At 63.2% G+C, this 17,283-nt stretch carries 16 protein-coding genes; 9 read left to right on the top strand and 7 right to left on the bottom strand.

The window, feature by feature from the left end:
• Positions 1 to 24: 24 nt before the first annotated feature.
• From nadB to radC, 4 genes are all read right to left on the bottom strand, one after another.
• A complete protein-coding gene (gene nadB, locus ACTHNR_RS02235) occupies positions 25 to 1,623 on the bottom strand; it encodes an L-aspartate oxidase (RefSeq protein WP_440545805.1) in 1,599 nt (532 codons plus the stop codon).
• 196 nt (positions 1,624 to 1,819) lie between these two features.
• Entirely contained in the window at positions 1,820 to 1,987 is a 168-nt protein-coding gene (rpmG, locus tag ACTHNR_RS02240) for a 50S ribosomal protein L33 (RefSeq protein ID WP_004185395.1), read from the bottom strand.
• 10 nt (positions 1,988 to 1,997) lie between these two features.
• Positions 1,998 to 2,231 (bottom strand): 50S ribosomal protein L28, encoded by a 234-nt coding sequence (gene rpmB, locus ACTHNR_RS02245; protein WP_440545806.1) that lies wholly within the window; start codon positions 2,229 to 2,231, stop codon positions 1,998 to 2,000.
• A 235-nt stretch (positions 2,232 to 2,466) separates the two neighbouring features.
• The gene (gene radC, locus ACTHNR_RS02250; protein WP_440545807.1) at positions 2,467 to 3,171 is read right to left on the bottom strand and encodes a RadC family protein; all 705 of its coding nucleotides are present in this window, start codon (positions 3,169 to 3,171) and stop codon (positions 2,467 to 2,469) included.
• Between the two features lie 224 nt (positions 3,172 to 3,395).
• Between radC and ACTHNR_RS02255 the strand changes: the two genes are divergently transcribed.
• From ACTHNR_RS02255 to ACTHNR_RS02290, 8 genes are all read left to right on the top strand, one after another.
• Positions 3,396 to 3,851, top strand: a complete 456-nt coding sequence (locus tag ACTHNR_RS02255) for an FKBP-type peptidyl-prolyl cis-trans isomerase (protein ID WP_440545808.1) — start codon at positions 3,396 to 3,398, stop codon at positions 3,849 to 3,851.
• Positions 3,852 to 3,853: 2 nt separating this feature from the next.
• The gene (gene ispH, locus ACTHNR_RS02260) at positions 3,854 to 4,819 is read left to right on the top strand and encodes a 4-hydroxy-3-methylbut-2-enyl diphosphate reductase (protein ID WP_440545809.1); all 966 of its coding nucleotides are present in this window, start codon (positions 3,854 to 3,856) and stop codon (positions 4,817 to 4,819) included.
• 460 nt (positions 4,820 to 5,279) lie between these two features.
• Entirely contained in the window at positions 5,280 to 6,029 is a 750-nt protein-coding gene (locus tag ACTHNR_RS02265) for a hypothetical protein (RefSeq protein ID WP_440545811.1), read from the top strand.
• Between the two features lie 120 nt (positions 6,030 to 6,149).
• Complete coding sequence (locus ACTHNR_RS02270) at positions 6,150 to 7,100, top strand: branched-chain amino acid ABC transporter permease (RefSeq protein WP_440545812.1); 951 nt, start codon at positions 6,150 to 6,152, stop codon at positions 7,098 to 7,100.
• 18 nt (positions 7,101 to 7,118) lie between these two features.
• On the top strand, positions 7,119 to 8,288 hold the full coding sequence (locus ACTHNR_RS02275) for an ABC transporter permease subunit (protein ID WP_440545813.1): 1,170 nt from the start codon (positions 7,119 to 7,121) through the stop codon (positions 8,286 to 8,288).
• Positions 8,289 to 8,313: 25 nt separating this feature from the next.
• Positions 8,314 to 9,090 (top strand): ABC transporter ATP-binding protein, encoded by a 777-nt coding sequence (locus tag ACTHNR_RS02280; RefSeq protein ID WP_440545814.1) that lies wholly within the window; start codon positions 8,314 to 8,316, stop codon positions 9,088 to 9,090.
• Entirely contained in the window at positions 9,090 to 9,806 is a 717-nt protein-coding gene (locus ACTHNR_RS02285; RefSeq protein WP_440545815.1) for an ABC transporter ATP-binding protein, read from the top strand. Before ACTHNR_RS02280 ends, ACTHNR_RS02285 begins: the two co-directional genes overlap by 1 nt.
• 109 nt (positions 9,807 to 9,915) lie before the next feature.
• Positions 9,916 to 11,055: a branched-chain amino acid ABC transporter substrate-binding protein gene (locus ACTHNR_RS02290; RefSeq protein ID WP_440545816.1), complete on the top strand. Its 1,140-nt coding sequence runs from the start codon at positions 9,916 to 9,918 to the stop codon at positions 11,053 to 11,055.
• Between the two features lie 149 nt (positions 11,056 to 11,204).
• Here the strand turns inward: ACTHNR_RS02290 and ACTHNR_RS02295 are convergent, their stop codons facing one another.
• Together ACTHNR_RS02295 and ACTHNR_RS02300 are read right to left on the bottom strand one after the other, a co-directional pair.
• Positions 11,205 to 12,389, bottom strand: a complete 1,185-nt coding sequence (locus ACTHNR_RS02295) for an acetylornithine transaminase (RefSeq protein ID WP_440545817.1) — start codon at positions 12,387 to 12,389, stop codon at positions 11,205 to 11,207.
• Between the two features lie 275 nt (positions 12,390 to 12,664).
• Positions 12,665 to 13,696 carry a CDP-6-deoxy-delta-3,4-glucoseen reductase gene (locus ACTHNR_RS02300; RefSeq protein ID WP_440545818.1) on the bottom strand — a complete coding sequence of 344 codons (1,032 nt, stop codon included), beginning with the start codon at positions 13,694 to 13,696 and terminating at the stop codon, positions 12,665 to 12,667.
• Between the two features lie 74 nt (positions 13,697 to 13,770).
• Here ACTHNR_RS02300 and ACTHNR_RS02305 point away from each other — a divergent pair, with 74 nt between their 5' ends.
• Positions 13,771 to 14,805 (top strand): NAD-dependent epimerase/dehydratase family protein, encoded by a 1,035-nt coding sequence (locus ACTHNR_RS02305; RefSeq protein ID WP_440545819.1) that lies wholly within the window; start codon positions 13,771 to 13,773, stop codon positions 14,803 to 14,805.
• A gap of 132 nt (positions 14,806 to 14,937) precedes the next feature.
• Here ACTHNR_RS02305 and ACTHNR_RS02310 read toward each other — a convergent pair whose 3' ends face one another.
• Positions 14,938 to 17,160 carry a hypothetical protein gene (locus ACTHNR_RS02310; protein WP_440545821.1) on the bottom strand — a complete coding sequence of 741 codons (2,223 nt, stop codon included), beginning with the start codon at positions 17,158 to 17,160 and terminating at the stop codon, positions 14,938 to 14,940.
• Positions 17,161 to 17,283: the final 123 nt, after the last annotated feature.

Below are 17,283 nucleotides of genomic sequence, written 5' to 3' on the forward strand. Positions count from 1 at the left end.
ACCCCGGTGCGACGCGCCGTTTCTTCAGACCTTGCGGTTGCGAATCCGCTCGGGGGCGAGGACGGTAGGCAACGCTTTCGGCAACGCAGAGGGCCAATCGCGCGAAAAATGCAGCCCGCGACTCTCGCGGCGCGTGCGTGCGCTTTCGACGATCAAGGACGCGACATCGACGAGATTGCGCAGTTCGAGCAGATCGCGGCTGACTTTGAAGTTAGCGTAATACTCTTGGATTTCGTCGCGCAGCAGGGCGATGCGGTGCTTGGCGCGCGCGAGGCGTTTGTCGGTCCGCACGATGCCGACATAGTTCCACATGAGCCGGCGCAGCTCGTCCCAGTTGTGCGCCACGACGACTTCCTCGTCGGGATCGGACACGCGGCTCTCGTCCCAATCCGGCAGCGGGGCGTGAGCGGCGGCCTCGAAGCCTTCGCGTTCGATCGCTTCGGCGGCCGAGCGCCCGATGACGAGGCATTCGAGCAGCGAGTTGCTGGCCAGGCGGTTCGCGCCGTGCAGGCCCGTGCACGACGTTTCGCCAACGGCATAGAGCCCAGCCAGATCGGTGCGCCCCGCGAGATCGGTCACGACACCGCCGCACGTGTAGTGCGCCGCAGGCACGACCGGGATCGGATCTTTCGTGATGTCGATGCCGAATTCGAGGCAGCGCGCGAGAATTGTCGGGAAGTGCTCGTGCAGGAACGCCGGCGGTTGATGACTGATGTCGAGGTAGACGCAATCGATGCCGCGTTTCTTGATCTCGAAATCGATGGCACGCGCGACGATGTCACGCGGCGCGAGTTCGGCGCGCTCATCGTGCTCGGGCATGAAGCGGGTACCGTCGGGCAGGACAAGCTTGCCGCCTTCGCCGCGCACCGCTTCGGTGATCAGAAACGACTTCGCGTACGGATGGAACAGGCAGGTGGGGTGGAACTGGATGAACTCCATGTTCGATACGCGGCAGCCTGCGCGCCACGCCATGGCGATGCCATCGCCCGTCGCTGTGTCGGGATTCGTCGTATACAAATAGACCTTGCCGGCGCCGCCGGTGGCGAGGATCGTGTGCGGCGCTTCCAGCGTGACGGTGCGTCCGCCGGCGAGATCGAGCGCGTAGAGGCCATGGCAGCGGCGGCCGGGCAAGCCCAGACGATCGGAGGTAATCAGATCGATCGCGTAGTGATCTTCCAACAGCGTGATGTTCGGGTGCGAGCGCACACGCTCGGACAGCGTCGCGACGACGGCATGACCCGTGGCGTCGGCCGCATGAATGATGCGCCGATGGCTATGGCCGCCTTCGCGCGTTAGATGGAAGCCGAGTTCCGCGGCATCGTCGCGCGTGAATGGCACGCCTTGGGCGATCAGCCATTCGATGGCCTCGCGGCCGTGTTCGACGATGAAGCGCGTGGCCGCTTCGTCGCACAAGCCACCGCCGGCGATGAGCGTGTCGTCGACATGGTTTTCAACGCTGTCGGCAGAGTCGAGCACCGCGGCGATCCCGCCTTGTGCCCAGTCGCTCGCGCCCTCCGTCATCGACCGTTTCGCGATCACGGCGACACGCCGTTTTTCGGCGAGATTCAGTGCGACGGTCAGGCCCGCGAGCCCGCTGCCTACGATTACGACGTCGAAATTCATGTCAGTCCTTTGTCCCCGTCCCGCTGCGTCGATGCGCAAAACATTGCAGCCGTATGAAAACGCGCGGGCAGCTTGCGAGCATACCGCGCCGGGGTAGCAAACGGGTAGCGAACCAAGCAAAAAGCCCCGCACGCGGCGGGGCTTTTGGTGTCTTTCGACCGGCAGGAAACCGATTGGGTAACCGCTCGCTGAGCGATTACTTGATCTTCGTTTCCTTGTACGCCACATGCTTGCGGGCGACGGGATCGAACTTCATGATCTCCATCTTTTCCGGCATGTTGCGCTTGTTCTTCGTCGTGGTGTAGAAGTGACCCGTGCCTGCGGTCGACTCCAGCTTGATCTTGTCGCGTGCGCCTTTGGCCATGACTTACTCCTTAGATTTCGCCGCGGGCGCGCAAATCGGCCAGCACGGAATCGATGCCGTTCTTATCGATGAGGCGCAGACCGGCGTTCGTCACGCGCAGGCGCACGAAACGGTTCTCGCTCTCGACCCAGAAACGACGGGATTGCAGATTCGGCAGGAAGCGCCGCTTCGTCTTGTTGTTCGCGTGGGAAACGTTGTTGCCGCTCATCGGCCCTTTCCCAGTTACTTGGCATACGCGTGCCATATGAGAGCACTCCTAAAACGCTTATATTCGGGGTTCGAACCTGGGCCAGGCCTAACAGGAAAGGGCGCAAGGAAGCCGACCGGCGGGCGGTCGTGGCAACCTTCCCCAAGCTTCCGAACGGGGTTGGTAACAGGCAGACGGCGATTCTAGCAGAAAAAGGCCAGGAAAATCAAACCGAATTTGCATTTCCTCCTGGGCGGCCCGCCGAGGCAGCGCAGCGATGGGCGCAGCCGAGTCAGAGCCAACCGGCGCTCGCGAAGGAAAAGACCTCTTGGCGGCCGACCACGAGATGATCGACGAGCCGCACGTCGATCAGCGCGAGGGCGTCCCGCAGCACGCGCGTGAGCTGGCGGTCGCTCGCGCTCGGGGATACCGCGCCCGACGGGTGATTGTGCGCGACGACGAGGCTGGCCGCGTTGACTTCGAGCGCCCGCCGCACGATCTCGCGCGGGTACACCGCCAGCCGCGTGAGCGACCCGCGCGACGTTTCCTCGCAGTCGATCAGGCGGTGGCGGGCGTCGAGAAAGAGGCACACGAACACCTCGTACGGCCGCGTGCCGATCGACAGCCGCACGTAGTCGTGCACGGCCGCGATGGAGTCGACGAGCGGCTGCTCGCGCGCCCGTTCGGCCAGGGCGCGGCGCGCCATCTCGATCACGGCCAGCAGGACAGCGGTCTTGGCCGGCCCGATTCCCCGCACGCCGTGGAAATCGGCCTTCGTCGCATCGAGCATTGCGCGCAGCGAGCCGAAGCGCTTGAGGAGCGAGCGCGCCACCTCGAACACGTCGTGCCCGGGCAGCCCCGACCCGAGAAAGATCGCGATGAGTTCGGTATCGGACAGCGCGGACGCGCCGATGCCGAACAGGCGCTCGCGCGGCATGTCGCGCGTGGCTGCGTCGCGCCGGTGCGGCGCCGCGAGAACGGTGGAACTATCGGACATCGGTGCATCTCCCATTACTAATAGTGTTGGTTCGCCGTGCCGCCGCGCGCTCGGGCACGGCCCGTGCGCCGATAGGGCGCGCGCTGCCCGGCGCGAGGTGGCTTACAATGACGCTTTTGCGCGGGGCCCTCCGTGCGCGGCGCGCGCGATCTTCCCGGCGCAACGCTTGCCCGGGCACAGCCTTCGCGCGGCCCGCACGTTCCGTTTGCCCTACGAGCTATCCCATGAGCATCATCGATATTTCCGAAGTGAAGGCCGGCTCGCACGTCACGCTTCACTACCGTCTTTCATTGGCCGATGGCGCCGACATCGTGAATACGTTCGCCGACAAGCCGGCCACGTTGCTGCTCGGGGCCGGCCAGCTTGCCGCGCCACTCGAAGACATTTTGATGGGCATGAAGACGGGCGACCACTCGACCTTTCGGCTAGGTGAGGGCGAAGCGTTCGGGCCGCGCAATCCCGAGCTCATTCAGCGCGTCTCGCTCGCCACGCTGCGCGAGAACGGCATGATGGGCGAGGATTTCACGCCGGGCGACCTGATCGAGTTCAATGCGCCGAGCGGCGGCCGCTACGCCGGCGTGCTCAAGGAGGTCGGAGAGACATCCGCCTTGTTCGATTTCAATCACCCGCTCGCCGGCCAGGCGCTGACGTTCGAAGTGCACATCATCGGAATTCTGTAGACATGAGCCTCACGGACACCTCACTCGCCGCTGCCGAGGCGGAAATCCTGCTCGCCCAGCCGCGCGGCTTTTGCGCCGGCGTCGATCGGGCCATCGAGATCGTCGAACGCGCCATCAAGCTGTTCGGCGCGCCTATCTACGTGCGTCACGAGATCGTCCACAACGCTTATGTGGTCGAAGATCTGCGCAAGAAGGGCGCCGTGTTCGTCGAGCAACTGGACGACGTACCCGCGGGCAGCACGGTCATCTTCAGTGCGCACGGCGTGTCGAAGGCCGTGCGCGAGGAGGCGCAGGCGCGCGACCTGCGCATTTACGACGCGACTTGTCCGCTCGTCACCAAGGTTCACATCGAAGTCGGGAAGATGCGCCAAGAGGGGCTCGACATCGTCATGATCGGGCACAAGGGGCACCCCGAAGTCGAGGGCACGATGGGGCAGTGCGGCGAGGGTATGTATCTTGTCGAAAGCATCGAGGATGTCAACGCGCTCGAGGTGGCGGACCCCTCGCGCATCGCTTTCGTCACGCAGACGACGCTATCGGTCGACGACGCTGCCGACATCATCGCCGCGCTCAAGGCGCGCTTTCCGCAAATTCGCGAGCCCAAGAAGCAGGACATCTGCTACGCGACGCAGAACCGCCAGGACGCCGTGAAGTTCATGGCGCCGCAGTGCGACGTCGTGATCGTCGTCGGCAGCCCCAACAGCTCGAATTCGAACCGGCTGCGGGAAGTCGCGGAAAAGCGCGGCGTGCCGGCTTACATGGTCGACTCGCCGGACCAGATCGAGCCCGCGTGGGTCGAGGGCAAACGCCGGATCGGCGTCACGGCCGGCGCCTCGGCGCCGGAGGTGCTCGCACAAGCCGTCATTTCCAGATTGCGGGAATTGGGTGTGCGCCATGTCCGGGCGCTCGAGGGCATCGAGGAAAACATCGCTTTCCCCTTGCCGCGCGGACTTGCGCTGTCGGACTGAGGGTCGCTGCGGCGAAAGCTCCGGCAAAAATGTTTCCCATTATTGGGCTTACTCGGGGTTTTCCCTCGCCGCATTATTTTCTCCGCCAAGCGCGCCGTGATCCGGCGCGCTTTTTTATTTGCCGGAACGGCGCGGATGCGAAGGTTGCTCCCAGGAAACGCACAAATGTTGCAACTGAGTTGCGACGTGCACCAAATAAGGGTCTCAAAAAAAGGTTGCAATGCAGGAAAACCCTGGCGATTCAGCATATTGGCCTTTCGATAATTAGAGTTACAATGCGCGCGTCCTCAAGGTCCCTGGCCTTTTGGCATCTGTATTGAGCAAGGCGCAGGAGACCTAGTTAATGCAAGTCAAGTTTGCTTACGCCGCATCGAGCTTCACGAGGCGCGGCGAGGCGAGCATCGGTGTCGCGGCACGGGCCGCCGCGGCGTCGACGAGAGAGACGGCGGCTATCGTCACCTTGGAGCAGGCCGCGCGGTTGGCGGAATGCTCGGCGCTTGTCGAACAGGACAACGAAAATAACCAGCAGGCGGCGTCGCGGTCGATAAGACACGCGCGGCCGGCTCGTCGGCACCGTGTCGCGCCTTCGCGTGCGGCGGCTCCGGCGACTCTCCCCACCCGCATCGGACGCGCTCGATCCAGCGCGTGCAGGTATGGCGGAACATTTTCGGCGAGTGTGTTGCCTGCAGCGCAGGCGACGCTCGAAATCGGAGCAAAAATCCTTGCAGGCGGCGTGCATGCTCGCAGGGTGATGTCGTCGGCGCTCGGCGCGTGTCGGCATCGCGTCGGTTTGCAGGCGGGCTCGACGCCTGCGTGCCGACGCCCGGATGCAGACCTCGCGCAGCATGACGAGGCCCGCTCCGGCACGCCGGCGCCGGTTGCGGCGTCGTTCGCGGTCGGCGCCGCTTGTGCGGCGCCGGACGCACGCAAGTGTGCCGACTCGTTTGAAGCGCCCGAGATGCTAGAGGCGATGTCCACCGCGTGCGCGAGCACGCGGCCGGGCCTCATCGCCGCCAGCGTCGACGACGGTTCGCAGGAAGGCGCCATTACGCTTCACGACGTCAAGGACAGCCGCCATGCGGTTCTCGACGTCGTGCAAGGTGTAGTGACGGAGCATGGTAGCGCGACGGCACCGGATACCCGACGGTGCCGTTTTTGCATCCGCCCCAACGGATTTGCCGCCGAATCACGGTTTCAGCGGTGTCCGTGAGGCGGCCGACCCTTACCGGTTTTTTTATCAGTACCCGCAGTGCCGTTGCGGTTTTCGTCAACCGTCCGGTTACAACCGGCGCGAAGCGGAAATCCAGTCGCACGGGCTAAGGAGCTTTAAATGGATATCTTCATCCAGCAGATCCTCAACGGGCTGGTGCTTGGTAGCGTTTACGCGATCATTGCGCTCGGCTATACGATGGTGTACGGCATCTTAGGCATCATCAACTTCGCTCACGGCGATGTCCTGATGGTCGGTGCGATGGTCGCGCTATCGACCATCAATGTGCTGCACAACCACTTTCCGGGGTTGGGTAACATCCCCACGCTGATCATCGGGCTCGTGGTCGCGGCCGTGGTTTGCGCGATCGTCGGCTACCTGATCGAGCGTACCGCGTACCGGCCGCTGCGCCGCGCGCCGCGGCTGGCTCCCTTGATCACCGCCATCGGCGTGTCGATCCTGCTGGAGACGCTGGCCATGATGATCTGGTCGCGCAACCCGCTGCCGTTCCCGCAGCTCATTTCCACGGACCCGATCAACGTGATCAAGGCCACCGACACGACCGTCGGCGCCGTGATCTCGATGACCGAAATCACGATCATCGTCGTCGCGTTCCTGGTGATGGCCGGTCTGCTGCTGCTCGTGCATAAGACCAAGCTTGGCCGCGCGATGCGTGCGATCGCCGAAAACCCGAACGTCGCGAGCCTGATGGGCGTGAACCCGAACTTCGTGATTTCGGCCACGTTCATGCTGGGTTCGGCCTTGGCTGCGCTGGCCGGCGTGATGGTCGCCTCCGAATACGGCAACGTGCACTTCTACATGGGCTTCATCCCCGGCATGAAGGCGTTCACGGCCGCGGTGCTCGGCGGGATCGGCAACCTGGGCGGCGCGATGGTGGGCGGCGTGGTGCTCGGTCTGATCGAACAGCTGGGCGCGGGCTACATCGGCAATCTGACCGGTGGCGTGTTCGGCAGTAACTATCAAGACGTGTTCGCGTTCATCGTGCTGATCATCGTCTTGGTGTTCCGTCCGTCGGGTCTGCTCGGCGAACGAGTTGCGGACCGCGCGTAAGGGCAAGGAGCTAGAAAAATGACTTCAATTCAACCGATCGAGCCGTCCACGACGCTCATCCCCGAGAAGAACGCCACGAAGACGCTCGTCGTCGGCGTGATCACGGCCATCTTCGTCATTGCGGCCCCGATGATCATCGGGGCGGCCGGCGGCAACTACTGGGTTCGCGTGCTCGACTTCGCGATGCTCTACGTGATGCTGGCGCTGGGCCTGAACGTGGTGGTGGGTTTTGCCGGCCTGCTGGACTTGGGCTACATCGCGTTCTACGCGGTGGGCGCCTACACGGCGGCGCTGCTCACTTCGCCGCATCTGTCCAATCAGTTCGAGTGGATCCACGCGATCTGGCCGAACGGTCTGCATCTGTCGTACTTCGTGATCGTGCCGATCGCGATGGGCCTGGCGGCGCTGTTCGGCGTGCTGCTGGGCGCGCCTACCTTGCGTCTGCGCGGCGACTACCTCGCTATCGTGACGCTGGGCTTCGGGGAAATCGTTCGGATCTTCATGAACAACCTGGACCGTCCGATCAACATCACGAACGGGCCGCAGGGGATCACGGGCGTGGACCCGGTGCACGTGGCGGGCTTTAGCCTGGCGCAAACGCACACGATCTTCGGCATGCAACTGCCGTCGGTCTATCTGTACTACTACCTGTTCGTGCTGTGCTCGCTGTTCGTGATCTGGGTGTGCACGCGCTTGCAGCATTCGCGTATCGGCCGTGCTTGGGCCGCGATTCGCGAAGACGAGATCGCCGCGAAGGCGATGGGCATCAACGTGCGTAACGTGAAGCTGCTCGCATTCGCGATGGGCGCTTCGTTCGGCGGCCTCTCGGGTGCGATGTTCGGCGGCTTCCAAGGGTTCGTCTCGCCCGAGTCGTTCACGTTCTGGGAATCGGTCGTCGTGCTTGCCTGCGTGGTGCTCGGCGGCATGGGTCATATCCCCGGCGTGATTCTGGGCGCCGTGCTGCTGGCCATCTTCCCCGAATTCCTGCGCTCGACGATGGGTCCGCTGCAACACTGGCTATTCGGCCACCAGATCCTGGACACGGAAGTGATCCGTCAGCTGCTGTACGGCCTGGCGATGGTTCTCATCATGCTGTACCGCTCGGAAGGCCTGTGGCCCGCGCCGAAGCACGAGGACAAGATCGCAAAACTGGCCAAGCGCGGCGCCAAGAAGCCGGTGCGCGCTTAACGCTCGACGGAACGGGAGTCTATCTATGAGCAATAAAAGCATTCGTTTGTCCGTCAGCGGCGTGAACAAGCGCTTCGGCGGCCTGCAAGCGCTGTCGGACGTGGGGCTGAAGATCGAAGAAGGCACGATCTACGGCCTGATCGGGCCGAACGGCGCGGGCAAGACCACGTTCTTCAACGTGATCACCGGTTTGTACACGCCTGATTCGGGCGAGTTCAAGCTCGATGGCCAGGACTACACGCCGACGGCGGTGCATCAGGTGGCGCAGGCCGGTATCGCCCGCACGTTCCAGAACATCCGCTTGTTCGGCGGCATGACCGCATTGGAAAACGTGATGGTGGGCCGCCACGTGCGCACCAAGCACGGGCTGATCGGCGCCGTGCTGCAAACGCCGGCCGAACGCCAGGAAGAGCGCGAGATCAAGGAGCGCGCGCTCGAACTGCTCGAATACGTGGGCGTGCTGCAATACGCCGACTATACGGCGCGCAACCTCTCGTACGGCCATCAGCGCCGTCTGGAAATCGCCCGTGCGCTCGCGACCGACCCGAAGCTGCTCGCGCTCGATGAGCCGGCGGCCGGTATGAATGCAACGGAGAAAGTCGAACTCACGCGTCTTCTGGAAAAGATCCGCGACGACGGCAAGACGATTCTGTTGATCGAACACGACGTGAAGCTGGTGATGCACCTGTGCAACCGCATGACGGTGCTCGACTACGGCAAGGTGATCGCTGAAGGTCTGCCGCAAGACGTGCAGAAGAACCCGAAGGTGATTGAGGCATATCTGGGCGCGGGGGTCCACTGATGGCTACGGCAATGTTGAAAATCAAGGGCCTGCAGGTCAATTACGGCGGCATCCAGGCGGTCAAGGGCGTCGACATGGAAGTCGCGCAGGGCGAGCTGGTCACGCTGATCGGCGCGAACGGCGCGGGCAAGACGACGACGATGAAGGCGATCACGGGTCTCAAGCCCTACTCGGCGGGCGACATCGAGTACGAAGGCCAGTCGATCAAGGGCGTGCCGGCGCACGAGCTGCTCAAGCGCGGCTTGGCGATGGTGCCGGAGGGCCGCGGCATTTTTGCGCGCATGTCGATTTTGGAAAACATGCAGATGGGCGCATACCTGCGCAACGACAAGGACGGCATCGAGAAGGACGTCGAGCGCATGTTCGGCTACTTTCCGCGCTTGAAGGAACGTGCCAAGCAGTTGGCCGGTACGCTCTCGGGCGGCGAGCAGCAGATGCTGGCCATGGCGCGCGCAATCATTAGCCGTCCGAAGCTGCTCTTGCTCGACGAGCCGTCGATGGGTCTCTCGCCGATCATGGTGGAGAAGATCTTCGAAGTCGTGCGCGACATCTCGAAAGAAGGCCTCACGGTGCTGCTCGTGGAGCAGAACGCACGTCTCGCGTTGCAAGCGGCTAACCGAGGCTATGTGATGGATTCTGGTATGGTCACGATGTCGGGCGATGCCAAGCAAATGCTCGACGATCCGAAGGTGCGGGCCGCGTATCTCGGCGAATAACGCCATCCTCTCGTGCGCCTGTGCCGTGAGGCATGGGCGCCGTCAAAGGGCCTACGGCCCGCAGTAGTCTGTCGTTCCAAAAACCCGATCCAACAAGGGGATTACAACAGTGAATAAGTCGCTTCTCACCGGCTGCGCAGCAGCAGCCGCGCTTTGTTTCGCGCTCAGCAATACCGCTTTGGCCGATACGACGGTCAAAATCGGGCACGTCGCTCCGCTCACGGGCGGTTCGGCTCACCAAGGCAAGGACAACGAAAACGGCGCTCGTCTCGCGATCGAAGAGATCAATGCGAAGGGGCTCATGATCGGCGGCCAGAAGGTCACGCTGCAACTCGATCCGCAGGATGACGCAGGCGACCCGCGTCAAGCCACGCAGGTTGCGCAAAAGCTCGTCGACGACAAGGTCGTGGCCGTTGTGGGCCACGAAACCTCGGGCACGTCGATCCCCGCGTCGAAGATCTACAGCGATGCCGGCATCCTTCAGATCTCGCCGTCGGCGACGAATCCGAAGTACACGCTGCAAGGTTTCAAGACGACGTATCGCGTCGTCGCGACCGATGCGCAGCAAGGACCGGCGCTGGCAAACTACGCCGCCAAGACGATGGGCGTGAAGAAGGTGGCGATCGTCGACGATTCGACGGCGTACGGCCAAGGCCTCGCGAGCGAGTTCGAAACGGCTGCGAAGGCGGCGGGCCTGACGGTCGTCTCGCATGATGCGACGAACGACAAGGCCGTCGACTTCCGCGCGATTCTGACGAAGATCAAGGGCGAAAACCCCGACGCGATCATGGTCGGCGCGATGGACGCCACGGGCGGCCCGTTCGCCAAGCAAGCGAAGCAGCTCGGCCTGCGCGCGAAGATCCTCGCCGGCGACGGCGTGTGCACGGCGAATATCGCCGACTTGGCCGGTCCGGCCGCCGACAACATCGTTTGCTCGCAGGCCGGCATCGGTCTCGACCAGATGAAGGGCGGCTCCGCGTTCGCCACGAAGTACAAGCAGCGCTACGGCCAAGACGTCGTGCTGTATTCGCCGTACACGTACGATGCCGTCTACATCATCGCGGATGCGATGAAGCGCGCCAACTCGACGGATCCGGCGAAGATCCTCGCCGCGATGCCCACGACCGACTACAAGGGCGTGATCGGCGAGACGACGTTCGATGCCAAGGGCGACTTGAAGCACGGCGTCATTTCGATCTACGGCTACAAGGACGGCAAGCGCTCGTTCATCAACAAGGTGTCGATGTAACGGTTGCGCGTTCGGCCTAGGCTGAAGCAAAAGCCGCACGGCGCGCGAGCGCGGTGCGGCTTTTTTTTATGGTGAGGGCGGGGATGTACGTCCCGCGCCGCGTGCGGCGATCAGTCGTTCCGAGCGCTCACCGATCGACGGCCCATCGCTCAGAGCGAATCGAGCACCGTCCGCAGCATCGCCATCATCTGATCGATTTCGTCATTCGTCACGTTCAAGGCCGGCATGAAGCGCAGCAGGTTCGGCCGCGCCGCGTTCAGCAGCAGGCCCGTCGGCTGCAGCTCCCGCGCCTTCTCGACGATTTGCGGTCCGATGTCCTTGCCGAGCAGCAGCGCGCGCAGCAGGCCGTCGCCCCGTTCGCCCTCGAAGCCGCGCTCGGCCGACAGCTCGAGCAGCTTCGCACGCAAATACTCGCCGCGCGCGCGCACGCTTTCGAGGAAACCGGGCGCGACGAGCGTCTTGATGACCGCGTAACCCACGGCGGTCATCAGCGGGTTGCCGTTGTACGTGCCGCCCTGATCGCCCGCCTCGAAAACGGCCACGTCGGCTTTCGACAGCAGCGCCGCGAGCGGCACGCCGCCGCCGATGCCCTTGCCGAGCGTCATGATGTCGGGCTCGATGCCCGCCAGCTCGTACGCGAAGAGCGTGCCGGCCCGGCCGCATCCGCTTTGCACTTCATCGACGATGAGCAGCAGCCCATGACGCCGTGTCAGTTCGCGCAGCTCGCGCATGAATTCGCGCGTCGCCGGGATGACGCCGCCTTCGCCCTGGATCGGTTCGAGCATGACGGCGACCGTCTTTTCGCCGATCAGTTTTTCGACGGACGCGATATCGTTCAGCTCGGCTTTCGGAAAACCCGGCACCTGCGGTGCATAGAGCGTGTCCCACCCCGGCTTGCCGCTTGCCGACATCGTCGCGATCGTGCGGCCGTGAAAGCTGTGGTCGAACGTGATGATTTCGTAGGCGCCGTTCTTGAACTTCCTGCCCCACTTGCGCGCGAGCTTGATGGCGCCCTCGTTGGCTTCGGCGCCGCTGTTCGCGAAGAACACTTTGTCGAACACGCTGTTTTCGGTGAGCAGCGTGGCGAGGTTCGCCATCGGCTCGTTGTAGAAGGCCGGCGACGGATTGATGAGCTGACGCGCTTGCGTCTCGAGCGCCTCGATCATCGCCGGGTGGCAATGCCCCAGGCTATTGACCGCCCAGCCTTGAATGAAATCGAGGTAGCGCTTGCCTTCGCTGTCGAAGATCCAAGAACCGGCGCCGCGCGTAAAGACGATGTCCGGCCGGTTGGTGATGTACATCAGCGACTGCGTCGGGTTCTCTGTCGAAGGCATGGCGCGGCTCCGCGATAAACGAATGGTGTGAAGGGAAAATGAAAAAAGCCACGGAAGTCCGTGGCTTTCGCGGTTTGACCGGTGCGCCTCCTCGCCAACTGCTGTCTTTGCGAGGCGCGTCCGCTTACGAGCCGACGGCTTCCCTTGCAGGGAGCGAGCGGCGACGTCGGAGGGCGGACAGGTGGCGGGTCATGGGCGCAAGAATACGACAGCGTGCGTCGCGATGCAATCGCTGCGGCGCATCATCTGTCGCATTTTGTTCTCATCGCCGCGGGTCAAACGGCGTTGACGAGATCGGCTTCGCTCGTGAACGAATCGGCGTAGAACTCGTCGGCGGGCAACTGGTGATGGGCCGTGAAGTCGCGCAAGGCCGATTCGACCATGACCGGCGCGCCGCACGCGTAGACCTGGTAGCCCGACAGATCCGGCAGATCTTCCACCACCGCGCGATGCACGAAGCCCGTTCGACCGGTCCAGTTCTCGCTTGCATCGGGCTCGGACAGCACGGGCACGAACTTGAAATTCGGGTGCGCTTTCGCCCAGCTTTCGGCGAGTTCGAGCATGTAGATGTCTTTCTTGCGGCGCGCACCCCAGTAGAGCGTGATCGGCCGATCGACGTTCTTGAAGAACGCATGCTCGGCGATCGCCTTGATCGGCGCGAAGCCCGTGCCCGAAGCGAGCAGGATGATCGGCTTGTCGGAATCCTCGCGCAGGAAGAATGTGCCGAGCGGACCCTCGAAACGCAGGATGTCGCGCTCCTTCATCGTGCCGAACACATGATCGGTGAAGACGCCGCCCGGCATGTGGCGGATGTGCAGCTCGATCGGGCCTTCATGGTTCGGCGCGCTCGCCATGGAGTAGCTGCGGCGCTTGCCGTCCTTGAGGATGAACTCGATGTACTGGCCGGCGAGGTATTGCAGCCGCTCGTTCGCGGGCAGTTGCAGCTTGAGCACGATGACGTCGTCCGCGCGGCGCTCGAGCGCATTGACGCGGCAGGGCAGCTTCTTGACTTGGACATCGCCCACGCCCGCGATCTCGCGCACGTCGATGACGAGATCGGACTGCGCCGTCGCGCAGCAAAACAGCGCCATGCCGCGCGTTTTCTCATCGTTCGACAGCGCCGACGACGAGTGCGAACGTTGTTCGATCTCGCCCGACACGACGGCCCCCTTGCACGAACCGCATGCGCCGTTCTTGCAGCCGTAGGGGACGCCCACGCCTTGACGCAGTGCGGCGGTGAGGACGGGTTCGTCGGGTTCTACCTGAAACTGCCGGCCGCTTTGCCGGAGCGTTACGTTATATGCCATAGCTCGATCGATACCAAAAGCCAAAAAACCGTGTCGGAGCGCGCGCGGCGGCGGACCGCTACAATGCGCGCAACATGAATGCCATTCGAATCTTGCGCCGGCCCCGCGTGCTCATCGTCGGCTGCGGCGATGTCGGACAGCGCTGCGCCCGGCAACTGCTCGCGCGCGCCGCACGGCCACGCGTCATCGCGCTGACGACGCGCCCGGAGCGCGCCGGCGACTTGCGCTCGCAGGGAATTATGCCGATTGTCGGCGATCTCGATGCGCCGCGCAGCCTACGACGATTGACAGGACTCGCACAGACCGTTCTGCTTCTTGCGCCGCCGCCCTCGCACGGCGACGACGACCCCCGCACGCAAGCTTTGCTCGCGGCGCTCGCCTCGCGCATGCGCCACCGGGCGGCGCGTCCCGCCATGCCGGGCGTGTGGGCGAGGCGGCGAAGCGCTCGCGGCGTTTCCCCGCCGTTTAACGGCAATATTGTAACCGAGGCCCTTTCGGCGGCTGGGCAGTACCCACGCGTGCGCATCGTCTATGCGAGCACCACAGGGGTATACGGCGACTGCGCGGGCGCTCTCATCGACGAAACGCGGCCCGTCGCGCCGAGCAACGCGCGCGCGAAGCGGCGTGTGGCCGCCGAGCGGCGGCTGCGGCGGGCAAATGCGCGGGGGACGACGGCGGCGAGCATCGTCCGCATCCCGGGCATTTATGCACAGGATCGGCTGCCGCTCGCGCGCATCGAACAGCGCAAGCCCGCTTTGATCGAGCAAGACGACGTCTATACGAACCATATCCACGCGGACGATCTCGCGGCGATCATGCTGCGGGCGGCCGTTCGCGGACGCATCGGGCGTATCGTCCATGCGTCGGACGATACGGTGCTGAAGATGGGGGCGTATTTCGACCGAGTGGCCGACGCGTTCGGGCTGGCGCGCGTGCCGCGCATCACGCGTGATGTAGCCGAAAGCACGCTCGATCCGTTGGTCTTGTCGTTCATGCGCGAGTCGCGGCGCTTGTCCAATGTGCGGCTCAAACGCGAGTTGGGCATCGCGTTGCGCTATCGGACCGTCGACGATTTCCTGCGCAGCCTGCCAAAGCGCAGCGCCAGCTAGATCACCGCCGGCAGTGTCTCGCGCGGCAAACAGCAGCGCAGCGCGCCGGTCGACGCGCCGATCCGATGCCGCTCTTGCATCATAACGCCGCGGTTAAAGCACGATGCAGCAGCCACCCTGCGTTTGCTCGCTTCACGGCCGATTGCGGTGGGCGCGGACGTAATAAGGTCGCCGCTTTCTGGCGCGATACCGGGGTTTGATCATAATTGGCTTGAGGCCTTTGTGCCAATCCGGCTGATTTAGGATTTTTGCGCCGGGGATCACATCCGCAGGATCCATTTGCGCTTGAGAGGTGAAGGTGTTCCGGGCGGCGCTCGCGTGCTCGAAGTCGTCGTACTTGATTAGCCTACCGCCGGCGGCATCCCGATATTTCTGCGCCCACGCTTGTTCGGTATCGATAATCGGGCCGCCTATCTTCATGCCCCTGGGCTGGTTCTTGAATTGCCCTGCCGTCAAATCGACAATGTAGTCGGTCTGCCCGATCCTGACGCGCACTGCGAAATGATTCGCCGGAAGGAAATCCCCCTTGTGATCGAATATGTACATGCCTCTCGCGTGTATCCGCTTTCCGTACCGAGGACCCATTAGTTCAAAGAGCTTGGACATCGCTGCTTCGCATTGCTCCAGGGGGCGATCGATAAATCGTTGCAGCTGCGCGCTGTTATCGTCGACGAACCGCCTCAATTCTCTGAGTCCTTCCTGCACCGCAGCCGAATCGGCAGTGGCGCCGGCTCTACCAAACGTTCTGACCGACTCGCCGACGCCCGCCGACGCTTTTGCACGTTTGGGAATAAGCGCCCGCGCTCCACTGCTTACGGCGGCTTTCTCCGGGCGGGGCGGCATGAAATTCGCCGCGCGCCTAAGCCACCAGCGCACCGCGCGGTGCGTATGCCTGACTGCGGAGACAACGGACGGAGCTAAGGAATACAGGTCCAACAACGCCGAGAGCGCGGCCACCTCGTAATCGCCTGCGCGCACGTACCGGACAGTATCGTATAGCGGAACGAGAAACCCCCGAGCAGTATGAATCTGACGCTCAAATTCCGTTTCATCGTAGGCGATGGGTCTCAACGCATCGAGGGTCAGGTCGACGATCCGTGTCGCGATTTCATCAACCGCATCGTCCGCTGTCAGATCATTCAACACTGTCCTCAAGCTGTATCCAACAGCCCGAAGTCCGTCGCGATTCGGGGCGCTAAAGAACAAATGCCGGTTGAGTTTGAGCCACTCGTCACGCTCCGCCTCGTCGTCTGGAATCGAGATAACCGAGTCGCAATCGACAGGCACGATCGCGTAATGCCGCACGGCCGATCCCTCTGTGACCTTTAGGATTTGCCCCAGATGCCCAACGTCAGATACGTGCCCCGCGTTGACTGGGTCGCGATATACGGCCACAACTTCGAGTGTCGACGCATCGGCGTCTAAATTAGTAAAACCCTGGTCCGCCAGCGCCTCTCTAACGCCGTTTGCGATAGCGTCCTGCTGATGTTGCTTGTGCCACTTGAACTGCTGGTCAAACACGCTATCGGGATCAGGCAGCCCATCGAGTTCTGGTGGGCTGGTGCGTGACGCAGGAAGTTGCGTCCTGTAGCGGTCAAGGTACAGTGCAACGAGCGGGTGTTCTACATCAATTACGGCGCCTAGATAATTCTCCTGCACGCGATATACCTTGTGCGGATCCAGTCCGTTTCTAGTGAGAATGCGAGCAGCGTGAGTCGCGCGCTGCGGCATTTTATTGATCGCCTCCGTCAGAAGAGACGGTTCGTCGGTCGAACTGCAAATGGTGGTGACCCGCTTATCTTCGGCGTTGCCGGTCGACGGCGCGGCGCGCCCCGCTGTCCCAGCCGATCGGGGGGAGCGCAGCGGCCGCAACTGTCCGGAGGGGCGCTCTTGACCGTGCGAGCCGCCGGCATAACGGAAGGGCGCGAATTGCAAGGGTGCGCTTTCCATCGCACCTTTCTCGAAATGCTCCTGCAAGGCGAGATCCGTCGTCGCATTTTTCGAATAGGCTGACGGCCGAACTCCCTCGTCCTCGGCAGAGCGCCCGCCGGATGCACCGCCTTGCCAAGCGCCAGAAGGCCCTATGGCACGCGCGCCTCGCAATTGGATCTCCCCCTGCGCCTCGATGACGAACTGCCCCATGAGCAACACGACCCAAAGCATACCGTAGCCGCGGATCCCGCCCGGCGATCGATACGGGAACGAATTGCTATGCGGCATTCTCTCCGGATGCTCGTGGTGGAATTCGTTGCTCCGCTCGATAGCTCGACGAGCATCGGCCAACTTTTGCGGCTTGTCCCGCTGGGAAAGCGGGTGCGCTTTGGGCCTGTATGCCGTCATATTGCCGCGCGTCATCTACGAGTCTCCGTCGCACTCTGCCAGGGCGCGACGGCATGAGCGCATTCAAGCAGAGGAGGAACAGCAACGCGATTTTCGTTCGCGAAGCTTAACATCGCCGCCAACGCCCGAAACGATCGC

The organism is Trinickia sp., from assembly GCF_051954495.1.
Taxonomy (GTDB): domain Bacteria; phylum Pseudomonadota; class Gammaproteobacteria; order Burkholderiales; family Burkholderiaceae; genus Trinickia.

Bases quoted from the DNA above. Each gene is read 5' to 3' on its own strand.
- nadB (WP_440545805.1), bottom strand. From the start codon at position 1,623: ATGAATTTCGACGTCGTAATCGTAGGCAGCGGGCTCGCGGGCCTGACC.
- rpmG (WP_004185395.1), bottom strand. From the start codon at position 1,987: ATGGCCAAAGGCGCACGCGACAAGATCAAGCTGGAGTCGACCGCAGGC.
- rpmB (WP_440545806.1), bottom strand. From the start codon at position 2,231: ATGGCACGCGTATGCCAAGTAACTGGGAAAGGGCCGATGAGCGGCAAC.
- radC (WP_440545807.1), bottom strand. From the start codon at position 3,171: ATGTCCGATAGTTCCACCGTTCTCGCGGCGCCGCACCGGCGCGACGCA.
- ACTHNR_RS02255 (WP_440545808.1), top strand. From the start codon at position 3,396: ATGAGCATCATCGATATTTCCGAAGTGAAGGCCGGCTCGCACGTCACG.
- ispH (WP_440545809.1), top strand. From the start codon at position 3,854: ATGAGCCTCACGGACACCTCACTCGCCGCTGCCGAGGCGGAAATCCTG.
- ACTHNR_RS02270 (WP_440545812.1), top strand. From the start codon at position 6,150: ATGGATATCTTCATCCAGCAGATCCTCAACGGGCTGGTGCTTGGTAGC.
- ACTHNR_RS02275 (WP_440545813.1), top strand. From the start codon at position 7,119: ATGACTTCAATTCAACCGATCGAGCCGTCCACGACGCTCATCCCCGAG.
- ACTHNR_RS02280 (WP_440545814.1), top strand. From the start codon at position 8,314: ATGAGCAATAAAAGCATTCGTTTGTCCGTCAGCGGCGTGAACAAGCGC.
- ACTHNR_RS02285 (WP_440545815.1), top strand. From the start codon at position 9,090: ATGGCTACGGCAATGTTGAAAATCAAGGGCCTGCAGGTCAATTACGGC.
- ACTHNR_RS02295 (WP_440545817.1), bottom strand. From the start codon at position 12,389: ATGCCTTCGACAGAGAACCCGACGCAGTCGCTGATGTACATCACCAAC.
- ACTHNR_RS02300 (WP_440545818.1), bottom strand. From the start codon at position 13,696: ATGGCATATAACGTAACGCTCCGGCAAAGCGGCCGGCAGTTTCAGGTA.
- ACTHNR_RS02305 (WP_440545819.1), top strand. From the start codon at position 13,771: ATGAATGCCATTCGAATCTTGCGCCGGCCCCGCGTGCTCATCGTCGGC.
- ACTHNR_RS02310 (WP_440545821.1), bottom strand. From the start codon at position 17,160: ATGACGCGCGGCAATATGACGGCATACAGGCCCAAAGCGCACCCGCTT.